16 protein-coding genes are annotated in these 15,889 nt (G+C 30.3%); 6 read left to right on the top strand and 10 right to left on the bottom strand.

Annotated elements, in window-relative coordinates:
- Window positions 1–18 precede the first annotated feature (18 nt).
- The 6 genes from QMD25_01075 (at window position 19) to QMD25_01100 (ending at window position 7,476) form a co-directional block, all read left to right on the top strand.
- Window positions 19–1,602 (top strand): methylmalonyl-CoA mutase family protein, encoded by a 1,584-nt coding sequence (locus tag QMD25_01075; GenBank protein MDI6860595.1) that lies wholly within the window; start codon window positions 19–21, stop codon window positions 1,600–1,602.
- A 12-nt stretch (window positions 1,603–1,614) separates the two neighbouring features.
- The gene (locus QMD25_01080) at window positions 1,615–2,601 is read left to right on the top strand and encodes a 2-hydroxyacid dehydrogenase (GenBank protein MDI6860596.1); all 987 of its coding nucleotides are present in this window, start codon (window positions 1,615–1,617) and stop codon (window positions 2,599–2,601) included.
- 82 nt (window positions 2,602–2,683) lie between these two features.
- Window positions 2,684–3,868 carry a BMP family ABC transporter substrate-binding protein gene (locus QMD25_01085; GenBank protein MDI6860597.1) on the top strand — a complete coding sequence of 395 codons (1,185 nt, stop codon included), beginning with the start codon at window positions 2,684–2,686 and terminating at the stop codon, window positions 3,866–3,868.
- Window positions 3,869–3,926: 58 nt separating this feature from the next.
- Window positions 3,927–5,453 (top strand): ABC transporter ATP-binding protein, encoded by a 1,527-nt coding sequence (locus QMD25_01090; protein ID MDI6860598.1) that lies wholly within the window; start codon window positions 3,927–3,929, stop codon window positions 5,451–5,453.
- Window positions 5,454–5,471: 18 nt separating this feature from the next.
- Window positions 5,472–6,548, top strand: a complete 1,077-nt coding sequence (locus tag QMD25_01095; GenBank protein ID MDI6860599.1) for an ABC transporter permease — start codon at window positions 5,472–5,474, stop codon at window positions 6,546–6,548.
- Entirely contained in the window at window positions 6,541–7,476 is a 936-nt protein-coding gene (locus QMD25_01100) for an ABC transporter permease (protein MDI6860600.1), read from the top strand. Before QMD25_01095 ends, QMD25_01100 begins: the two co-directional genes overlap by 8 nt.
- Before the next feature lie 59 nt (window positions 7,477–7,535).
- On the opposite strand, the gene QMD25_01105 is transcribed toward QMD25_01100, so the two are convergent.
- The 10 genes from QMD25_01105 to QMD25_01150 all read right to left on the bottom strand — a co-directional run bounded on the left by QMD25_01105 (window position 7,536) and on the right by QMD25_01150 (window position 15,810).
- On the bottom strand, window positions 7,536–8,081 hold the full coding sequence (locus QMD25_01105; protein MDI6860601.1) for a biotin transporter BioY: 546 nt from the start codon (window positions 8,079–8,081) through the stop codon (window positions 7,536–7,538).
- Window positions 8,082–8,088: 7 nt separating this feature from the next.
- Window positions 8,089–9,216: a sodium ion-translocating decarboxylase subunit beta gene (locus tag QMD25_01110; protein ID MDI6860602.1), complete on the bottom strand. Its 1,128-nt coding sequence runs from the start codon at window positions 9,214–9,216 to the stop codon at window positions 8,089–8,091.
- 1 nt (window position 9,217) lies between these two features.
- Window positions 9,218–9,631 carry a biotin/lipoyl-binding protein gene (locus QMD25_01115; GenBank protein MDI6860603.1) on the bottom strand — a complete coding sequence of 138 codons (414 nt, stop codon included), beginning with the start codon at window positions 9,629–9,631 and terminating at the stop codon, window positions 9,218–9,220.
- Entirely contained in the window at window positions 9,624–9,998 is a 375-nt protein-coding gene (locus QMD25_01120; GenBank protein MDI6860604.1) for an OadG family protein, read from the bottom strand. Before QMD25_01120 ends, QMD25_01115 begins: the two co-directional genes overlap by 8 nt.
- Window positions 9,999–10,008: 10 nt before the next feature.
- Window positions 10,009–11,556, bottom strand: coding sequence for a carboxyl transferase domain-containing protein (locus QMD25_01125; protein MDI6860605.1), 1,548 nt, complete (start codon window positions 11,554–11,556; stop codon window positions 10,009–10,011).
- Between the two features lie 89 nt (window positions 11,557–11,645).
- A complete protein-coding gene (gene gatA, locus QMD25_01130; GenBank protein ID MDI6860606.1) occupies window positions 11,646–13,067 on the bottom strand; it encodes an Asp-tRNA(Asn)/Glu-tRNA(Gln) amidotransferase subunit GatA in 1,422 nt (473 codons plus the stop codon).
- The gene (gene gatC, locus QMD25_01135) at window positions 13,068–13,481 is read right to left on the bottom strand and encodes an Asp-tRNA(Asn)/Glu-tRNA(Gln) amidotransferase subunit GatC (protein MDI6860607.1); all 414 of its coding nucleotides are present in this window, start codon (window positions 13,479–13,481) and stop codon (window positions 13,068–13,070) included.
- Window positions 13,439–14,197, bottom strand: a complete 759-nt coding sequence (gene madM, locus QMD25_01140; GenBank protein MDI6860608.1) for a malonate transporter subunit MadM — start codon at window positions 14,195–14,197, stop codon at window positions 13,439–13,441. Before madM ends, gatC begins: the two co-directional genes overlap by 43 nt.
- 21 nt (window positions 14,198–14,218) lie before the next feature.
- Window positions 14,219–14,578, bottom strand: a complete 360-nt coding sequence (locus tag QMD25_01145; protein ID MDI6860609.1) for a malonate transporter subunit MadL — start codon at window positions 14,576–14,578, stop codon at window positions 14,219–14,221.
- Between the two features lie 2 nt (window positions 14,579–14,580).
- Window positions 14,581–15,810, bottom strand: a complete 1,230-nt coding sequence (locus QMD25_01150; protein ID MDI6860610.1) for a CaiB/BaiF CoA-transferase family protein — start codon at window positions 15,808–15,810, stop codon at window positions 14,581–14,583.
- Window positions 15,811–15,889 lie beyond the last annotated feature (79 nt).

The raw sequence follows: 15,889 nt of genomic DNA on the forward strand, positions 1-15,889 counted from the left end.
ATAAATTGGGAGGTAGATATGGAAGAAAAAAAGTTTTTCTCATCTTCTGGGATAGAGATAAAAGAACTATATTTGCCTCAAGAAAATTTTAATTACAATGAAAAATTAGGTTTTCCTGGAGAATATCCTTTTACACGTGGAATTTACAAAAATATGTACAGGGGAAGACTTTGGACTATGCGGCAATATGCTGGTTTTGGAACAAGTAAAGAGACAAATGAAAGGTATAAATATCTTTTATCACAAGGACAGACAGGTTTATCTGTTGCCTTCGACCTTCCAACTCAAATTGGATATGATTCAGATGATCCAATTGCTCAATCTGAAGTAGGAAAAGTTGGTGTTTCTATATCAACTATAGATGATATGGATGAACTTTTTGAAGGAATACCACTTGATGAAGTTTCAACTTCTATGACAATAAATTCAACTGCAACAATAATTCTTGCAATGTATGTTGCTGTTGCAGAAAAAAGAGGAATAAAAAGAGAAATCTTAAAAGGAACAGTCCAAAATGACATTTTAAAAGAGTATATAGCAAGAGGCACATATATTTTTCCACCTGAACCATCATTGCGTCTAACTGCTGATTTAATTGAGTGGTGTGCAAAAGAGATTCCTAAATGGAATGGAATAAGTATTTCTGGTTATCACATAAGAGAAGCGGGTTCTAATGCAGTTCAAGAGATTGCATTCACTCTTGCAGATGGAATTGAGTATGTAAAATTGTTAATTAATAGGGGTCTTGATGTTGATTCATTTGCTGGAAGACTTTCATTTTTCTTTGCATCTCATAGTGATTTCTTTGAGGAAATTGCAAAATTTAGAGCAGCCAGAAGAATGTGGGCGAAAATAATGAAAGAGAAGTTTAACGCTAAAAAACCAGAATCAATGATGTTAAGATTCCATACACAAACTGGAGGTGTCACTCTTACTTCAATTGAACCAATGAATAATATTATAAGAGTAACACTTCAAGCACTTGCAGCGATTTTGGGTGGAACTCAATCACTTCATACTAATTCATACGATGAGGCTCTATCCCTTCCAACAGAAGAGTCAGTTAGAATTGCATTAAGGACTCAACAAATCATTGCTTATGAAAGTGGAGTAACAAAAAGTGTGGATCCTCTTGGTGGGAGTTATTTTATTGAAGAATTAACTGATGAAATAGAGAAAAGAGCATTTGAATTAATTGAAAAAATAGAAAATTTGGGTGGAATGAAAAAAGCAATTTTAATGGGAATTCCACAAAAAGAGATTCTTGATAGTGCTTATAAAATACAAAAAGAGATTGAAAACAAAGAAAGAATTATTGTTGGGAAAAATATGTTTAAAGTCGAGGAGGAAAAAGATATTAAGAGATTTAAAGTAAGTGAAAAAGTACTTGAAGAAAGAATTGAAAAATTAAAAGAGTTTAGAAAAAATAGAGATTTTAATGAGGTGAAAGATTCTCTTAAAACTCTAAAAGAGAGAGCAAAAAGTGACGAAAATTTAATGCCTTATATTCTTGATGCAGTTAAAAAAAGAGCAACACTTGGCGAAATTGTAAAGGAACTTAAAGATGTTTTTGGAGAATATGAAATAACTACAATTTTATAAAGGAGGAGAAAAGTGAAAGCACTTTTTTATCAAAATCCACCAAAAAATTGGGAGGAGTTATATAAAAAAGCGAAAGAAGAAGAAAAATTTAATGGTTTAATTGATTTTGTTTTTAAAGAAAACTTTGAGAATGAAAGGGATAAAATTGAAGTCTTTATAGGTGGTTTTATTAATAGAGAATCAATTGAAAAGGCGAAAAATTTAAAATTAATTCAAGTTCCATATGCTGGAGTTGATACATTACCATTTGATATTATAAAGGAAAAGAAAATTCTTGTTTCAAATGCACATGAAAATGCCCTTACAGTTGCAGAGCATGGTTTCGCTCTTTTACTTGCACTTTCAAAAAATATAGTTTTTCATGACAAAGATTTAAGAAAAGGAATTTGGCATGGATGGTTGGCAAATGAACCAAATTTTGAAATATTTGGTAAAACTTTGGGAATAATTGGACTTGGTGCAATTGGAAGAGAGATGGCAAAAAGAGCAAAAGCATTTGGCATGAATGTTATAGGTTCAAAAAAAGATATAAATAAAGATAGAGAACTCTTCAAAGATTTTGTTGATGAAATATACCCAATGGAACAACTTGATAAGGTAATTAAAAAATCTCTATTTATTTTTATTTCTGTTCCCTTAACAAAAGAGACTGAAAATTTAATTTCTGAAAGAGAATTAAGTTTAATGAAAGATAAATATTTAATAAATATAGCAAGAGGAAAGGTTGTAAATGAAGAGGCTCTTTATAATGCGCTGAAAAATGGAATTCTTAAAGGTGCAGCAATAGATGTTTGGTATGTATATCCACAACATAATGAAAAAATATATCCATCAAAATATCCATTTCATGAACTTGATAATATAATTATGACGCCACACTCTGCTGGATTTACAGTTGAAAGTGTCCAAAGAAATTGGCTTTTTACTTTTAAAAATGTAATTAAATTTGCAAAAGGTGAAAAAATAGAAAATATAGTTGATCCTGATAAACAATATTAAAATTCAGTTAAGAATAGTATTGACAAAAAGGAGTTGTTCTTTTAAATTTAAAAATTGAGTATAATTTATGAGGAGGTGTTAAATGAAAAAATTGTTAGTGTTTGTGTTAATGGGGTTACTTCTTGTCTTATCCTTTTCTATTTCATGTGCACCAAAAGAGGAAAAACCCACAACTGTGACTGAAGAGAAAAAAATCAAAGCAGGATTTATTTATGTTGGACCAGTTGGAGATCTTGGATGGACACATGCTCATGATGTTGGAAGAAAAGTTGTTGAAGAAAAATTCCCATGGCTTAAAACTGTTTATATTGAATCAGTTGCTGAAGCAGATTGTCCAAGAATTATAGATAGATTAATTAATGAAGAAAAATGTGATATTGTTTTTACAACAAGTTTTGGTTATATGGATGCAACTGTTGAAGCGGCTAAGAAATATCCAGATAAATTATTTATGCATTGTTCAGGGTATAAACGTGAAAAAAATCTTGGTACCTATTTTATTGATTTTTATGAACTTTATTATCTTAATGGCTTAATGGCAGGTGCTTTAACAAAAACAAACAAAGTTGGATATGTTGGTGCACATCCAATTCCTGAGGTTGTAAGACATATAAATGCATTTGCCCTTGGTGTAAAAGAGGTTAATCCAAAAGCAAAAGTTTATGTTACCTGGCTTTTTTCATGGTATGATCCAGCAAAAGCAAGAGAGGCTGCAGAATCATTAATTGCTCAAGGTGTTGATACATTAGCATTTACAGAGGATTCTGCAACAATTGTTGAAATTGGTCAAGATTATACATCAAAAGGAAAACAAATTTATACATTCTCTCATTATAGCCCTATGCTAAAATATGGACCTGATTCATGTGTATCAGGACAACTTGTAAAATGGCAAGTTGCATATGAAGAAATTTTAAGAAGAGTTTATACAAATACATTTGAAAGCAAAGATTATCTCTATCTTTTAGGAAATGATGGATGTGAACTTGGATGTGATTTTGGAGTTCCAATTAATCCTAAATTTGAAAATGAACTCAAGTCAAAAAAAGTTAAAGATAAAATTTTTGGTGAAATTTCCATATATGATCTTATATTTAAGAGGATAGAACAATTTAAAGATCCTGTTGGAAAATTTAATCCATTTGTTGGTCCACTTTATGATAATAAAGGTAATTTAAGACTTAAAGAAGGAGAAGAGGCTACTTATAATTTACTTTGGAGCATAGATTGGTTTGTTGATAATATAGTTGGAGAGGTTCCAAAATAAATTTTCATTTGAATGAATATTATGGGGTCAGGAACACTGACCCCTTTTTTAATATAATATGAAAACAAATATCCCTTTAATTGAAACGCTTGAGATGCGTAAAATTTATAAGGAGTTTCCAGGTGTAATTGCTAATAATAATATTGATTTCACTATAAGAAAAGGAGAAATAGTTTCACTTCTTGGAGAAAATGGTGCAGGAAAAACAACTCTAATGAATATTCTTTATGGTTTATACAGAATGGATAGAGGAGAGATATTTATAAATGGAAAAAAAGTAAATATAAAATCTCCAAGAGATGCAATAAATCATGGAATTGGAATGGTACATCAACATTTCATGTTAATTGACAACCATACTGTTCTTGAAAATTTATCTCTATATTTGGATGATGTACCTATTATTAACCCAGAAAAGGTAGCAGAGAAAAAATTAAATGAATTTATAGAAAAATTTAAATTTAAAATTAACCCAAAAAGCAAAGTTTATGAATTATCTTTAGGTGAACAACAAAAATTAGAAATTATAAAAATTTTATTAAGGGGTGCATCGCTAATAATTCTTGATGAACCAACAAGTGTTTTAACTCCTAAAGAAGCAGATGAACTCTTTGAACTTCTTTTTAAACTTAAAGAAGATGGAAAATCAGTTATATTTATAACTCATAAATTAAATGAAGTTTATAAAACTTGTGATAGAGTTGTTGTTTTAAGGAATGGAAGAAAAGTTTATGATGGGGTTATAAAAAATGTAACTAAAGAGGATCTTGCAAAACTTATGGTTGAAAGGGAAGTTTCTTTTGTAATTACAAAAAAAGATGTTAAACCTAAAGAGGTGGTATTAAGTGTTAAAGATCTTTACGTAAGAAATGATAAGGGCATGCTAACAGTTAAAGGAGTTTCATTTGATTTAAGAAGATATGAAATATTAGGTATAGCAGGAGTTTCTGGAAATGGTCAAAAAGAGTTAATTGAATCATTAACTGGTTTAAGAAAAATTGAAAAAGGTGAAGTATATTTTTTTGGTAAAAAAATAGGAAATTTAAATTCAAAGATTTTTAGAAATTTTGATATAGCGCATATACCTGAAGAAAGGACAAAATTTGGAATTGTTCCAAATCTTCAAATTATAGAAAATTCAGTTTTGAGAGTTTATGATAAAAGACCTTTTTTAAATAAATTTTCACTTAATTTTAAAATTATAAAAGATTTTTCAGAAAAAATTGTAAAAAACTACAATGTTTCAACTCCTTCTGTATCAATTAAAGTTAAAAACCTTTCAGGAGGTAATATTCAAAAATTTATTTTAGGTAGAGAAATTGAAACAAAAAAAGATTTGATAATAGCAGCACATCCAACATATGGACTTGATATATCTGCAACAAGATATATTAGAGAGTGCCTTGTTAAAATGAGAGATGAAGGTAGTGCAATCCTTATTGTTTCAGAAGATCTTGATGAGATACTAGAAATATCAGATAGAATCGCTGTAATGTATGAAGGAAAATTTATGAAAATTGGTGATATAAAAGATTTTTCAATAGATGAAATAGGTCTTTTAATGGGTGGAGTTTCAATATCATAAGATAAAGAGGAGGGTGATTTGATTTTAGTTGAAAGAAGAAAAACTTTTACTCCTATTCAAAATTTTTTACTAATTATTATTTTTATTTTTTTAAGTTTAATAATCTCAAGTTCCATTTTTACTTTAAAGGGTTTAAATCCATTTTATGTTCTATCAAAAATTTTATTAAGTTCTTTTGGAAGTCTTTATGGAATAAAAGAAACTATAACAAAATCAATACCATTAATATTATGTGGAGTGGGTCTTTCAATTGCTTTTAAAGGAAAGTTCTGGAATATTGGTGCTGAAGGTCAACTTCTCATTGGGGCAGTAGTTGCAACTTGGTTTGGCCTTTTCATTGGAAAAGATTTACCGTCATTTATATTAATACCAACCCTTTTTATTTTAGGTTTTATAGGGGGAGGATTAATTGGTTTAATTCCTGCTTTTCTAAAAGTCAAATTTAATATAAATGAGGTTATAACAACTTTAATGTTGAATTACATAATAGAAAATTTTGTTTCATATCTTGTATACGGACCGTGGAAAGGAAAAACACAATATGGGTTTCCATATACAGATAATTTACCTCAAAATGCACTTCTACCAATTATAAAAGGTTCACGAATACATTATCCAACTCTTATAATTGGAGTAATTTTAGCATTTTTAGTTTACCTTCTTCTTTTTAAAACAAAAATTGGTTATGAAATAAGAGTTGTTGGAGAAAACCCACTTGCTGCAAAATATAGTGGTATTGATTTTTTAAAGGTTACTCTTTTTATAATGTTTTTAAGTGGAGGACTTGCAGGGATTGCAGGCGTGGGCGAATTGACAGGAATACATAAACATTTAACATATCCGTTTCAAATTTCTTCTGGTTATGGATACACTTCAATTATTGTTGCATGGCTTGCAGGCTTAAATCCTCTCGTTGTTATTTTTTCATCTCTATTTTTTGGTGGAATTTTAGTTGGTGGAGATATAATTCAAACTTCTTTTGGATTTCCATTTGCAACAATAAATATTTTTAATGGTCTCATGTTATTTTTTATTTCAGCAAGTTACTTTTTTGTAAATTATAGAGTAAGATTTGTGAGGGTTAAACATGAATGACGCAACTCTTTTAATTTATTCAATTTTAAAAAGAGCATTAATATCAGGTACACCTCTTCTTCTAGGAACACTTGGAGAAATTTATACAGAACGTTCTGGTGTTTTAAATCTTGGAATTGAAGGTTTAATGGCAATAGGTGCAATTAGTGGATTTGGAATAACATACGCAACAGGAAATATTTTTTTAGGATTTATATTTGCTATTTTGTTTGGAATCGGTCTTTCTTTGATTCATGCATTTATTTCAATAACCCTTAAAGGCAACCAAACAATATCTGGTCTTGCTTTGACTATGTTTGGATTAGGTGTTAGTGGATTTTGGGGAAAAGCATATATTGGTAAATCAATATCAATAAGAATTAAAGAAATCGAAATTTTTGTATTAAATAAAATTCCATTTTTAGGAGATCTCATATTTAAAAATGACATAATTATATATACTTCTTGGATTTTAACCTTTCTTTTATGGTTTATTTTATATAAAACAAAGTGGGGAATTATTATTAGATCATGTGGAGAAAATCCTCTTGCTTCTGATTCAATGGGAGTTAATGTAAATTTAGTTAGATATATTTCTGTTATGATTGGTGGTGCTTTATCAGGTCTTGCTGGAGCATACCTTTCTCTTGTTTATACTCCAATGTGGATTGAAGGAATGACAGGTGGAAGAGGATGGATTGTTATTGCACTTACAATATTTTCACTTTGGAATCCTTCAAGGGCAGTTTTAGGAGCATATCTATTTGGTGGAATATACATACTTCAATATATTTTACAGTTAAGATATAAAATTTCACCAAATTTACTTCTTATGCTTCCATATTTTGTAACTTTAATTGTTTTACTTCTCTCTGCCGAAGAAACAATCAAAAAGAGAATTGGAGCACCAAAATTTCTTGGTGAACCTTATATTAAAGAAGAGAAATAAAATAATTAAGGCACCCTCATTTAAAAGGGTGCCTTAATTTAAAGTTTTTTTAAAAAAATTTAAAAACTTTTTATAAAAAATAATCTTTTTATATAACTATTTTTTAGAAGAATAATTGAAACAATATATGTAAGTAATCCCTTGATTATATCAATTGGAATAAAAGGAAGAGAACCCAATGTAAATGCTTTAAAAAAATTTATAGATAACACTTTAGAAAGATAAAGAATACCAAGTAGATGCACTATGAAAATTCCTGAAAAAATTGCAAGTATTAGTAGTTTTTTATTCAATCTAAAAAGATTTCCAACAATAATTGGAGAAATAAGAAAACCTAAGAGGTATCCACCAGTTTTTCCAAATAGATATCCCAATCCACTTCCTCCACCAGCAAAAACAGGAAGGCCCATTATTCCTAAAATTATATAAATTAAAATTGATAAAAAACCATAAAATGGACCCAAAAGGATTCCTGAAAGAAGAACAAAGAAAAGTTGAAAAGTTAAAGGAACTGGTGTAAAGGGCAAAGGAAGATATATGTAACTTCCAATAGAGATTAAAATTGCGAAAAGTGAACTAAATATTAAGAATTTTAAGTTTTTCATAATAAGTTTACTTCCCTAAAATAGTAATAATAACTCCAGCTGCTATTGCTGTACCTATTACTCCTGCAACATTAGGACCCATGGCATGCATTAGTAAAAAGTTACCTGGATTTTCTTCTTGACCAACCCTTTGACTAACTCTTGCTGCCATAGGTACAGCAGAAACACCTGCTGAACCAATAAGAGGATTTACTTTACCACCTGTAATCCAATAGAATATTTTTCCTATAATTAGTCCTCCTGCTGTTCCACCTGCAAAAGCCACAACTCCTAAAGCAATTATTCCTAATGTTTTTGGTGTTAAAAATGTCTTTGCGTCCATTGTAGAACCAACTGTTAATGCAAGAAATATGGTTACAATATTAATTAGTTCATTTGCTGCAGTATTTTTTAATCTTTCAACAACTCCACTTTCTCTAAATAAATTTCCAAGCATAAGCATACCTATAATTGGTGCAATTACCGGAAAAATAATACTTACTACAATTGTTGTAACAATAGGAAAAACTATTTTTTCTGTTTTCGAAACAGGCCTTAATTGTTCCATTATAACTTGTCTCTCTTTTTTTGTTGTTAATGCTTTCATAATGGGAGGTTGAATAAGAGGAACTAAAGACATGTAAGTATATGCTGCAACAGCAATTGGTCCAAGTAAATGTGGTGCAATTTTAATAGTAGTATAAATTGCAGTTGGACCATCAGCGCCACCAATAATTCCAATTGCACCAGCCTCTTTAACTGTAAAACCTAAAATCTTTGCAAGAGATAATGCTATAAAGATTCCAAGTTGAGCTCCACCACCCATAAGAATTGTCCAAGGATTTGCGATAAGTGGACCAAAATCTGTCAAAGCACCAAGACCCAAAAATATAAGTAAAGGCAAGAGTTCAGTATCAAGTAAATATTTTCTAAATATAAATAGAATCCCTGGAAATGGTTCCCCAGGTGAAGTTAATCCTGCAAGAGGTAAATTTGCAAGGAGCATTCCAAAACTTATTGGTAAAAGAAGAAGTGGTTCAAACTCTTTTACAATTGCAAGATACATTAAAACAAGGGAGATTCCTATCATTAGAATCTCCCCCCACGTAATATTTACAATACCACTTATTTTAATTAGATCAGTTAATGCAGACATATTAGTTTCCAACCTCCAAAAGAAGTAAACTTCCACCAGTCTCAACACTTTGACCAGGTGTTACATATACCTCTTTTACAACTCCATCTTCACTTGCAAAAAATTCATTTTCCATTTTCATTGCCTCAATTGTTAGAAGAAGATCTCCTTTTTTAACCTTACTTCCAGGAGAAACAAGTACCTTTAAAATTTTTCCAGGAAGTGGCGCTGTTAAAACTCTTTGTCCTGGTTCAATAATAGGAACCTTTTTCTCAACCTTTGGTGTAACTGGTGATGGAGTTGGTGTAACTATCTTTTCAACCACTTTCTCTTCTTTTACCTCTGTAATCTTTTTTATAACTGGAGTCTCTTCTACCTCTTCAACTAAAACTTCATATGTTTCACCATCAATTGTTACTCTAAATTTTTTAGCCATTTCTCCATCTCCTTTCTTTAATACTGTTCACTCTTTTCCCTATTATCCCTTTTAATCTCCAAATATTCTTTTCTTCTCCTCCCGCTAAAGTGGGAGAGAAGGCAAAACTCACTTTTCTCTTTGATGATAAATACATATTTATTGCAGCAATAATTGCTGCAACCTTTTTATTTTCTTTCTCTTCTTTTTTTACAATTTCAATTTTTTCTTCTCTTTTCTTTTCTAAAGGTGGTGAAATTTTAGATTCTTTATAAAAAATGTATTTAAAGAGATAGATTATGAAACCTAAGAAAGCAAGTACACCCATTACTATACTCATAGCAAAAATTCCAAAAACAATGGTATCCCAAAGCGTTTTAACTTCCATTTATAACCTCCTATAGTGGAATATTTCCATGTTTTTTATTAGGTATTTCCTGAGATTTTGTTTTTAAGAAAATAAGTGCTTTTGCAATCTTTTCTCTTGTTTCTGCAGGATCAATCACATCATCAATATATCCTCTTTCTGCTGCTCTATATGGATTTGCAAACATATCTCTAAATTCTTTTATTTTAAGTTTTCTCATCTCTTCTTTATTTTCTGCACTCTGAATCTCTTTTCTAAATATTATTTCTGCAGCTCCTTCTGCTCCCATAACTGCAATTTCAGCAGTAGGATATGCATAAACAACATCTGCTCCAAGATGTCTTGAAGACATTGCAATATACGCACCACCATATGCTTTTCTTAAAATAATTGTGACTTTTGGAACAGTTGCTTCAGAATAAGCAAAGAGGAGTTTAGCACCATGTCTTATGACTCCACCATGTTCTTGAGCAACACCAGGAAGATAACCAGGACAATCTGAAAAAGTAACAATTGGAATATTAAAGGCATCACAAAATCTTACAAATCTTGCTGCTTTATCTGATGAATTTATATCTAAAACTCCTGCTAAATATTTTGCTTGGTTTGCAACTATTCCAACACTTTGACCACCTATTCTTGCAAAACCTACAACAATATTTGGTGCAAAGTACTTTTGTACTTCTAAAAACTCTCCATTATCAACAACTTTTAATATTATATCAAGCACATCATAGGATTTTGTAGGATCAGTTGGAACAACATCTCTTAAAGATATATCTTTTCTATCAATTGGATCATTAGTTTCTACATATGGTGGATCTTGAAGATAGTTATCAGGAATATAAGAAAGAAGTTTTTTCAATATATCTAATGCTTCTTTATCATCACTTGCAAGGAAATGAGCAACCCCACTTTTTTGATTATGAACAAGTCCTCCGCCAAGTCCTTCATGTGTTATTTCTTCACCAGTAACTGCTTTTACTACATTTGGTCCAGTTATATACATAAATGCTTTTTCTGTCATAATTACAAAATCCATAATTGCTGGGGAATAAACAGCACCACCTGCAGTTGGGCCCATATTTACTGCAATTTGAGGAATAACTCCAGATGCTTTAGTGTTTCTATAAAATATTTCTCCATAACCAAACAGAGAATCAACCCCTTCTTGAATTCTTGCACCTCCTGAATCATTAAGTCCAATTATTGGAATTCCAAGTTTCATTGCAAGATCTTGCATCTTTACAATTTTTAAAGCATGCATCTCTCCGAGAGATCCACCTAAAACAGTAAAATCTTGTGCATATAGTGCAACTCTTCTTCCATTAATTGTTGCAATTCCTGTGATTACACCATCTCTTGGAGCAAAAATTTTATCTAAACCAAAATATGTTGAACGAGTTTTCACAAATTGATCAAATTCAACAAAAGAACCTTCATCGACAAGATACTCTATTCTTTCCCAAGCAGTTAAACTTCCTTTTTCATGTTGTTTTTTTATTGCTTCTTCTCCACCTGATTCTTGAATTTTCTTTTTCTTTTCATTTAACTCATTCAATAATTCATCAATTCCCATAAATTAACCTCCTTTTGGGGACTCTCAAATTTCTCTGACACAAGTTATTAATAATATATGTTATACCTCACTCAATCAATCAAATTATATCAAAGTTTTCTTACAAAATTCACTTCTCTTTCTATATCAAGTGAAACTTTATAAAGTTTTGATTCTTCAAGATAATTAGAAAGAATTTGTATTCCAATAGGCAAATTGTTGCTTGTTCCAACTGGAATATTTATACCTGGTATTCCAGCTAAATTAATAGGAATCGTCATAACATCAGCAAGATACATTTGAATTGGATCTTTTATTCTTTCTCCAATATTAAATGGAAGCACTGGAGAAGTTGGTAAAATAATTGTATCAATCTCTTTAAATGCTTCAATAAAATCATTAGTTATTAATCTTCTAACTTTTGATGCTTTAAGATACCATTGTTCATAATAACCAGAAGAAAGTGCAAAAGTTCCAAGAAGAATTCTTCTTTTAACTTCTTTACCAAAACCTTCTTTTCTTGTTTCTGTATACATCTTTTTTAAACTATCTCTTTCGATTCTTAAACCATATCTTACACCATCGTATCTTGCAAGATTACTTGATGCTTCTGCAAAAGCAATAAGATAATAAACTGGTAAAGAATAAGAAATATTTGGCAACGAAATCTCTTTTATTTCGTAACCTAATTTTTTTAATATTTCAATTGTTTCATTAAAAACTTTTAAAATATTTTCATCTATTCCAAATGTATTTAATTCTTTTATAATTCCAATTTTTATTTTTCCTTCAAAAGGAGTAATTTTATTATAGTTTATATTTAATGATGTTGAATCTCTTGGATCATAACCCATAATATGGTTTAAAATGTAAAAAGTATCATCAACACTCTTTCCAAAAATTCCAATTTGATCTAATGAAGAGGCAAATGCGACAAGCCCAAATCTTGATAAAAGTCCATATGTTGGTTTTATTCCAACAACTCCACAAAAAGATGCAGGTTGTCTAACACTACCTCCAGTATCTGAACCAAGAGATGCAATTACCATATCTGATGCAATAGATGCAGCAGAGCCACCCGAAGATCCTCCTGGAACTTTTGATAGATTCCAGGGGTTTTTTGTAATTTTAAATGCAGAGTTTTCTGTTGAAGAACCCATTGCAAATTCGTCCATATTTGTTTTTCCAATTATAATTGCACCCAATTTTTTTAATTTTTCTATAACAAAAGCATCATAAGGCGCTATAAAATTTTCAAGAATTTTTGAACCACATGTATTTGGAAGATCTTTCACTAAAATATTGTCTTTTATAGAAAAAATTATACCGTAAAAAGGAAGATCTCTTTCTTCTTTTTCAAGTTCTTCTGCTCTTTTTAATGCACCATCATAATCAATAAACAAAAACGAATCAATATCTTTTTCTTTTTCTTGAATTCTATTTAAATAAATATTTAATAATTCTTTTGGAGATAATTTTTTATCTCTTAATAAATTCAATGTTTCTAAAAGAGACAATCTGTATATTTCCATTTATTCTCCCACTATCTTTGGAACTTTAACAAATCCATTTTCAAAATCTGGAGAAATAGACTCTAAAACTTCTCTATTAAAAGTTTTTATGTTTTTATCTTCTCTTAAATATAATTTTTGAATTGGTGGATGAAACATTGGTTCAATATTTTTTGTATCTATTTTATCAATAACTTTAAAATGACTTAAAATTTCTTCAAGTTGAGGAATAATTTCATCTTTTTCATCTTCTTTTAAATACAACCTTGAAAGAGTTAAAATTTTTTCTACTATTTCTTTATCAATAATTCTCATAACTAATAAATTATAACAAATCTTTTCATTTTTAAAAAGGAAGAGGTCTCTATAACCTCTTCCTTTTAAATTTTCAATTAAAGTATTGCTCTTGTAATAATATAAAGGATCGACGGACAAAGAAAACATCCAAGACCTGTATAAAATGTTGCAGTCATAGCACCATAAGGTACTAATGCAGGATCAAGGGCTGTTAAACCTGCAACGGTTCCACTTGTTGTACCTACAAGACCACCTACAACCATTGCTGCTTGAGGAGTATTTATTTTTAATACTTTTCCTAAAGTGGGTATTAATATCATAGCAAGAACAGATTTGACAACACCTGCAGCAACAGAAAGGGCAATTGCTTCAGAACTTGCTCCAATTGATTCGCCAGTTACTGGACCGACTATAAAAGTACATGCACCAGCACCAATTGTTGTGATATCTTTTACATCTTTTATTCCAAAAGCAATGGCGATTATAACACCAATTATATATGAACCAACCACACCAATTATAAGCGATACAACTGCCATAAGACCGCCTTTTTTAATTTCTTCGATTTTTGCACCATATGCAGTTGCAACAATTGCATAATCTCTTAACATAGAGCCACCTAAAATGCCTACACCAGCAAAAATTGGAATATCAGCAAGACCTTTTGTTTTGCCTGTATAAGCACCAACAATTCCTGAAATTGCCATTGCAATTAACATAGCTATGGTAAATGTGTTTAATTTACTTCTAAAAAGATATTTATTAATGTACATAGCTAAAACATAAATCACACCCACTACTAAACATGCCCAAATTAACCCATTTTTAGTTAATAAATCTTTTATTATATCTATTAACCACATTTTTAACCTCCTTTACTTTTTAATTTTTGCATATTTAGATAGAAATGGTGTTAATAAAAGCATTCCAACTACTGCTATACCACCCGCAAGAAATGCAATTAATCCACCCTTAAACGCACCTATTATATTTGATTGAAGAACCATTGCGACGATTATTGGAACATATATTGCACCAATAAATTTTATTCCTAGTTTTGTTTTATCTGAAACCTTATTATTCCAATATTTTGTATTTGTCAAAAGAATTAGAAATAGCATCGCAAAACCAACTCCTCCGACATCACCCACATTTAAAAGTTTCCCCAAACTATATCCTATTGTTTCACCAAGTAAAAAAAGCCCTGTTAAAATCGCAAGGCCATAAATTTCCATTTTTATTTCCCTCCTTTCATGTTTTGTATATCTTCATAAGTTAAAACTACCCCTTCTTTTCTTAATTCATTTATTTTTTCTTCAGGGTAGTTTAAAAGATCTTTTAAAACCTCTATAGTATGTTGCCCTAAAAGAGGCGCAGGAGCATAAACCTCTCCAGGTGTTTCATTCATTTTAAATGGAGATCCTACAATTCTCATTTTTCCAACTTTTGGTTGTTCTATTTCAACAATCATTTTTCTATAATTAACAACAGGGTCATTTACAACTTTATCAATTGTATTTATTGGCGAATACGGAAGGTTATATTTTTCGAAAAGTTCTGCCCATTCTGAATATGTTTTTGTTAAGAAAATCTCACTCAAAATTTTATTTAATTCTTCCCTATTTTCAGTTCTTAATTTATTTGTTTTAAATTTTGGATGATCAATGAGATCTTTTCTTCCAATCATCTCGCAGAATTTTACCCAAAGTTGATCGTTTCCAATGGGAACAATAATCCAATCATCTTTTGTTTTATAACCTTGAAATGGAGTAATTGTTGGATGCATTGTACCAAGGGGTTTTGGTACCTCACCTGTAACTGTATATCTTACCACAGCATTTTCTAAAATATACACAAGACCATCAACCATTGAAATATCTATTTTTTGCCCAACTCCACTTTTCTCTCTATAAATAAGCGCAGCAAGGATTGCAATAGCACATTGATGTCCTGCAACAATATCACCTACTGATGTTCCAACTCTACAAGGTGGTCCACCGTATGGTCCTGTTATACTCATAAGACCACTATATGCTTGCGCAACCATATCATATGCAGGTTTATCCTTGTATTCTCTCAAAGTATCATGACCAAACCCACAAATTGAAGCATATATAATTTTAGGATTAATTTTTTTAACCTCATCATACCCAAAACCAAGTTTTTCCATTGTTCCAGGACGAAAGTTTTCTAAAATTACATCAGAAATTTTAATGAATTCTTTTAATAATTCTTTTCCTTTATCTTTTTTAAGATCAATTACGACACTTTTTTTATTTCTATTAATACTTATAAAATATGCACTTTCATCTTTGATAAATGGTCCAAATTCTCTTGCATCATCTCCTCTTGGTGGTTCAATATGGATTACTTCTGCTCCAAGGTCTGCTAAAATCATAGATGTTGTAGGAGCCGCAAGAACATGACTTAAATCACATATTCTAATACCTTCAAGTGCTTTTTCCATTTTATTTTATTCTCACCTCCTTATTTCTCACTAAACCCCTAAATCACAATATTAGTTTAGTATAATATATAGATACAAA

This window comes from Caldisericia bacterium (assembly GCA_030018355.1).
GTDB lineage: Bacteria > Caldisericota > Caldisericia > B22-G15 > B22-G15 > JAAYUH01.